This window comes from Fibrobacter sp., from assembly GCA_012523595.1.
In the GTDB taxonomy this organism is placed as follows: Bacteria; Fibrobacterota; Chitinivibrionia; order Chitinivibrionales; family Chitinispirillaceae; genus JAAYIG01.
Map to the genome: position 1 here is coordinate 1 of JAAYIG010000174.1, position 6,327 is coordinate 6,327.

Consider the following 6,327-nt stretch of genomic DNA (forward strand, 5'->3'; position numbering starts at 1 on the left):
CGAAGGTTTTTACAATTGCAAAAGGATTCATTCTACTTTGGGATATTTATCACCAGCAGAATATGAATCTGTCAAACGGAAGAAAATTGCTTAGTCACGTGTCCATTTTTTCGGGGCAATTCCAGTAATAAGGTTTTTAACGTTTGCTCAACTCTACTGCTACTAAGGTTTGACGACACAAATACTAAGGTTTAGAGGAAAAAACATGTTGAAGGCAGGGCCTGAAACTATGTTTTATATACCTGTTATGACTCTCTGTATGCAATTCATTCTTAATCAGTGTCAATCATCTTAATCAGCTTAATCATAGTTCAAGACATTTCTTAGTAGCAAACAGATAAACCAATGACCGTAACCTATAAGGAAAAATGTCAGTAAGGGAACCCCCTTTACCCCCCTTAATAAGGGGGGCGCTTCCAGCGGGGGATTCTTAAAATTGCCAGGGTTTAAACATGTCTCTGGACACGTTTGCTGTAAGATGATTCCTATAGAGATCCGATATACAATCATCGTCTCTTCTTCCACCAGTAAAGGTTAAGAAGCCAACCAACCTTACCCAACTTGTAACAGATACCCGCAGGGCACTACACTACGTCAACACAGAGGGGGTGGCGTAAGACCGGAGTCTTCGACGGGCTGAAGCCAGGGGGAGACTTCCCCTCCAAAAAATTCTTAAAAAAATCAAATCCCAAATCCTGTTTATCAAAATTCCAACATCTCCCTCAAAAACCCCACCGCCTTCAACTCCCTCCTTATATCCAGATGAAAACGGCAGTAATCCACAGCAAGCACACTCAATCGAATCAGATTTTCCGTAGAATAATCAAACTTTCCCGCCGAAGATTCCTTCTTTAACAGATAAGAAACCGCTGACCCGGGTATCCAGTTTGACTTCGACAACGAATAATCCGGAGCACACCTCCCGCAGATCATCACTGCCTTCTCCACCAGAAAATACCCTCCCTCTGTCTTTATCCGCTCCTCTCCGCATCGAGTGCACTTGTCAAATCCCACCCCGAACCCCATCAGTGCCATAAAATCAAAAATAAACCTCCACAGCACAGAAAAACTCTCATCCCTGCTTCCTGAGATTTCCAGATTGTCAAGAAATGAGTTCAGGAGCGAAAACAATTCCGGATTCGGATCGCTCTGGGTGATCGATAAAAGCAGGAGCTCGAAGGCGATATCCCTTAAAGTGGTCTTCTCTAAATTGCCACGCACCGAGGGGAAATAGTTATCGATACGGATATCCCCCAGTGTCTGAAGTTCCCGTCCGGACTTGAAATAAACCACATGCTCTATTAAAAAACCCCGCTCCAGTGGAATAGTCTGCTTTGAATTTCTTCTCACCCCTTTGGCTATCCCGCTTACACGACCATGGTGCGATGTAAAAAGTGTGATTATGCAGCTCGATTCACGGTATGGAAGGATGGAAAGTATTACAGAAGAGGTCTTCTCGATGCCCATGTATTGCTATACTCAATCATCTTCTTTGATAAATTTATAGATCTTCTCGTCTCTCCGCGCCATCCCCAGCTTCTCTCTCGCGATCTTTTCGATATACACAGTATCGTTCTTAAGCCTCTCTATCTCCGTTTTCAGAGAATCGATCACCCTGTGCGACTGCTTTATCTGCGAGGAAAGTTTCCTGTTCTGCTGATGATGCTTGTAAAGGGCGATAAAACCCTGATCCCCGAAAAGTGAAAAGACAAGAAACAGGAGAAGAACCAGAAAAATCCATTTACTTATACGTTTTATTTTCATTGTTTTGTCAATCAGTCCTTACAAACTGCTGTCCGCTGCATTGACGGATCAGACCTTTAAGTTCAAGATTAAGAAGAATACCAAGAAGTTCTCCCGGTGACCTGCTCTCATCACCCGCTAACTCATCAATACGAACCGGTGTACTGGAAATTTGCTCATAAACCTCCCTCTCAGCATCGGAGAGAAGCCCGGCAGGCAGGCGGGGAGCCGGACATGAGGTGAAATTAACAATGGGATGCGTTATCACCTTCAGACACTCCGCGATCTCGAAACCGCTTCTTGCCGGCGATGCTCCCTCCTTGAGAAGGTTAAATGTCCCCGCACTCATCGGTGAAGTGATCGGACCCGGGACCGCAAAGATATCTTTTCCCTGCTGTAAAGCATAATGGGCAGTGATCAGACTCCCGCTCTTCTCCCCCGCCTCCACAACAAGCACTGCCGCGCTTAACCCGGAGATAATCCTGTTGCGCCTGGGAAAATTATAGGGCTCAGGCGCGGTTCCCAGCGGAAATTCCGACACCAGCGCGCCGGATTCAATGATCTTTTCGGCAAGGACACGGTTTTCAGGAGGATAGGTCTTGTCTATCCCGCATCCAAGGACTGCCACTGTCGATCCCCCGTTATTTATACAGGTCTCATGCGCCGCTGAGTCGATTCCTCTGGCCAGCCCGCTTACAACAGTGATCTTCTGCTGCACAAGCTCTCTTGTGATCGATATAGCCGCACTTTTACCGTAAGATGTCGGGGTTCTGGTCCCAACCACAGCTACAGCATGCCTGGAGAAAACCGATGTTTTTCCCTTTATATAGAGCACCGGCGGAGGGGCAAAAATCTCTTTCAGGTAGAGAGGGTAATAAGAATCATTCAGGGTGATGACAGAGACCCCGATTTTTTCCGCCCACTGAAGCTGCCTCTCTGCGTTTTTGAAAAGATCAGGATCGTATAGATGCGCGATACACATCTCCGGTATCACCCCATCCCTGGTAATCTCCGATTTGCTCTTTTCGAAGACTTTCTCCGGAGTTCCGTACCTGTTGAGCAGATTTTTGATCCGAACCGGCCCCAGCCCTCTGACCGAGTTCAAAGCTATCCAGGAAAGCGGCATGTTTTTTCTGTCCGGATTATAAGTGTAGTGATCCTGTGAGTGTACCCCAAAAATAATTACTGCAATATCATCCTTGCTCTTAATGCCTGTTCTTTGATATAATATGATTTATCTTGAAAGAATGACGGTAGACTGAATTTTGCCTCAAATTTCGGGCCGGTTTTAAGCCCTCTGGAAAGGATTCTCCCGTGAAATGCTATGAGATGACAGGCTGCAGTGAAAAACAGCGGTCCACCTGCCTTGCTTGGACCAGCTTTAAGGATAATCTTGAAGAGATGGAGGATATCCAGTGCTGGATTATCAAGGGGTATGCAAGTGAGGGAGAATGTGTGAAATCCCGGAAATGCAAAAAGTGCAACTATTATCTGGCAATGAACCGTAATTCTGGAATCGCATCGGAAATTGACGCAGATACAGCGATTATCACCTGTGAGGGAACACTTAACAATGACAGTACCGCCGCGCTTGAAAAAGTATGGGAGAATCTTAAAAAGAACGGCAAGTTCAAGGTGATTCTGGATATAACGAGAGTAAACAATATCTATTCATGCGGCTTGGGGATGCTGGTCAGGATACATAAGGAGGCCATCGAGGGAGGAGGCGCCCTTGTTGTTGCAGGAGCCCGGGGATATGTCCAGGTCATATTTACAAGTACAAAACTTGCAAAGATAATTCATCTGGTTTCCAACAGAATAGCCGCTGTAGAGTATTTCGAGCAGCAGAAGAAAAAGAAGGAAGAGGCCGAGAGACTGGCCGCCGAGGAAGCCAGAAAGGCGCAGATTAAGAAACGTGTACCCTGCTATAAATACTGGAACAATCAGAATCCCCGCAACGCCACAAAATGCAACGAGTGTTTCAGAAAACTCTCCGATTCAACTACTCCGTGCTGGATAGTCGAAGGGCTGATCGAGGGGATCTCGTTTCAGTATGTCAACGAGGACTGCGAGTGCTGCAAATATTTTCTGGAGTTTGGGCAGCAGGACGAATAGCCCCCTCTTTGATCTGATTTGCAACTCTGTTTGTAAAGCCACAACTCTCCGTCTCGGGGTCGGTATCGGAATCGATATCGGCATCGATCCTTTTTTCCAATCGCAGTTATCGCCCTTTCCCCAATCCCGAAGGCACTGCTTTTCCTGAATTTAAACAACCGACTAGTTGTCATTTCGACGAGTCTTCGAGGAGACAGCCCTGAAGAGGTGGGATATTTCCATTTATGTTTACATTTTGATTATGATTTAAGAATTATTGCAGGGGAAGTCTCCCCTTACGCCCAAGCCCTTCGAAGACTCAGGGCACTATACTACGTCAACACAGAGGGGGGGGGTGGCGGAAGACCGGCGTCTTCAACGGGCTGGAGACAGGGGGAGACTTCCCACTTTTAATAATGAAGTTGTCATCCCCCACTCACCTGGTCAATCCATCATCCCACCTTCACTTCTTCAAGACTAACCCCCAGAATCTCCTCCAGATCCCCCTGCGCCGACCCGATCGGCCTTATCCCGAACTGCTCACTCAGGAAAGAGAGGACTCCGGGCGAGACGAATGCGGGCAGTGATGGCCCGATACGGATATTCTTCACTCCAAGAGAGAGAAGCGATAACAGCACAGCCACTGCTTTCTGCTCATACCAGGAAAGGACAATAGAGAGCGGTAGATCATTTATCCCGCACTGGAATGCACCCGCCAGAGCCTCCGCAATCTTTACCGCCGAAAACGCATCATTGCACTGTCCTATATCAAGCAGACGCGGTATACCTCCGATATCTCCCAGATCAAGATAGTTGAATCTGAATTTGCCGCAGGCCAGAGTGAGAACTACCGTGTCCTTAGGTGTTTTCTCTACAAACTCGGTATAATAGTTCCGCCCTGCTTTCGCCCCGTCACATCCTCCAACGAGAAAGAAATGCCTGATCGCTCCGCTTTTTACCGCCTCGATAACCTTATCCGCCACACCCAGCACCGCGTTTCTGGCAAATCCTGTTGTCAGAGTGATTCCCTCTTTCGCTGTGAGACTGCCAAGCTCTTTTGCCCTGGCTATGACAGGAGAGAAATCCCTGTTCTTTACATGATGCACCCCGGGCCATCCTACAAGACCGGTTGTGAACACATTGTTGAAATAGGATGTCTTCGGTTTCTGAATGCAGTTGGTGGTAAAGAGAAATACCGCATTCACCCCGTCAAACTCTCTCTGCTGGTTCTGCCAGGCTGTGCCAAAATGGCCAACAAGATGCTTGTATTTTTTAAGTCCCGGGTATCCGTGAGCAGGAAGCATCTCTCCGTGAGTATAGACATTTACCCCTGTTCCCTCTGTCTGTTTCAGGAGCTCCTCGAGATCGAGCAGGTCATGTCCGCTCACCACGATCGCAGGCCCCTCACACCACGATGTTGACACGGGTGTAGGCACAGGATGTCCGAATCGGCTTGTGTGTGCCTCATCGAGAATCTGCATTGCTATGACATTTTTCTCTCCGCACTCCATGCACAGCCCAATGAGCTCACTCTTTTCAGGGTTTTTACTGGTAAGATAAGCCAGTGCCTTGTGGAAAAAAACATAGAGCCTGTCATCGGTTTTTCCCAGTATTCTCGCGTGATCCGTATAAGCAGCCATCCCTTTTAATCCATAAATGAGTATCTGCTGCAGGGAACGGATATCCTCGTCCGGATGAGTCGACAGGATTCCTTTTTCAGCAGCCTGTTTTACCAGATTGTCATCTGTAACCGCAGGATGAAAAAGGGCTTCTTCAGGGAGTTTTTCCAGCGCGAAGGGGTTTATCTCCTGAAGTCTTTTTACCAGCTCTGAGGCGACATTCTCACCACGGGTAAGCATCTCTTTCAGCCTGATAAAATCAAAGTTGACATTTGTTACTATGGAGAACAGCGCCTCGACTATGTAAAGATCGGCACTGTCAGTTTTTTCTCCCTTCTCCCTGACCTCTTTGGCAAGGAAAGAGATCCCCTTTGCCTGATACAGGATCAGATCCTGCAGCGCGGCCACTTGCGGATCTTTTCCGCATACTCCCATGACATCACACCCTGTTCCCCTGGCTGCCTGTTCACACTGATTGCAAAACATTTTTGTCTCTCCTTTTTTTTGTTAAGTAGGTTAACGGTATTAGTAAAAACCTGTTTACCAATTCGAATACCATGTTACCTGATTTATCAAATTGGTATTTGTCAATTTTCGATACACAAACCACACCCCTATCGGCCATTCGATACCGACGCCGATACCAACCTCGATTTAATGAATAGAATTATTCCCGCAAAAGCAGTAATCCAGAAATTATCTCTGTCAATTTAATTACAAAAATCACAGTTCAGACTCTTTCCGGTATACAATTATCGTTTCTTCTTCCACCAGTAAAGACTGATAAGCCGGCTAATCCAGCCCAACTTGTAACAGTTACCCGATGGGCACTGCACTATGTCAACACAGAGGGGGTGGCGGAAGACCGCAG

Annotated in this window: 5 protein-coding genes; 1 reads left to right on the forward strand and 4 read right to left on the reverse strand. The window is 47.0% G+C overall.

Annotation, left to right across the window (positions count from 1 at the left end):
- Nucleotides 1–702 precede the first annotated feature (702 nt).
- The 3 genes from recO to dprA are packed head-to-tail and all read right to left on the reverse strand — an operon-like array spanning nt 703 to nt 2,848.
- Nucleotides 703–1,467, reverse strand: coding sequence for a DNA repair protein RecO (recO, locus tag GX089_11940; protein NLP03199.1), 765 nt, complete (start codon nt 1,465–1,467; stop codon nt 703–705).
- 12 nt (nt 1,468–1,479) lie between these two features.
- Nucleotides 1,480–1,764, reverse strand: coding sequence for a septum formation initiator family protein (locus GX089_11945; GenBank protein NLP03200.1), 285 nt, complete (start codon nt 1,762–1,764; stop codon nt 1,480–1,482).
- 7 nt (nt 1,765–1,771) lie between these two features.
- Nucleotides 1,772–2,848 carry a DNA-protecting protein DprA gene (gene dprA / locus GX089_11950; protein ID NLP03201.1) on the reverse strand — a complete coding sequence of 359 codons (1,077 nt, stop codon included), beginning with the start codon at nt 2,846–2,848 and terminating at the stop codon, nt 1,772–1,774.
- Between the two features lie 209 nt (nt 2,849–3,057).
- On the opposite strand from dprA, the gene GX089_11955 reads away from it, so the two are divergent.
- Nucleotides 3,058–3,858 carry an STAS domain-containing protein gene (locus GX089_11955; GenBank protein ID NLP03202.1) on the forward strand — a complete coding sequence of 267 codons (801 nt, stop codon included), beginning with the start codon at nt 3,058–3,060 and terminating at the stop codon, nt 3,856–3,858.
- 431 nt (nt 3,859–4,289) lie between these two features.
- Here GX089_11955 and hcp read toward each other — a convergent pair whose 3' ends face one another.
- Complete coding sequence (hcp, locus tag GX089_11960) at nt 4,290–5,942, reverse strand: hydroxylamine reductase (GenBank protein ID NLP03203.1); 1,653 nt, start codon at nt 5,940–5,942, stop codon at nt 4,290–4,292.
- Between the last annotated feature and the right edge of the window lie 385 nt (nt 5,943–6,327).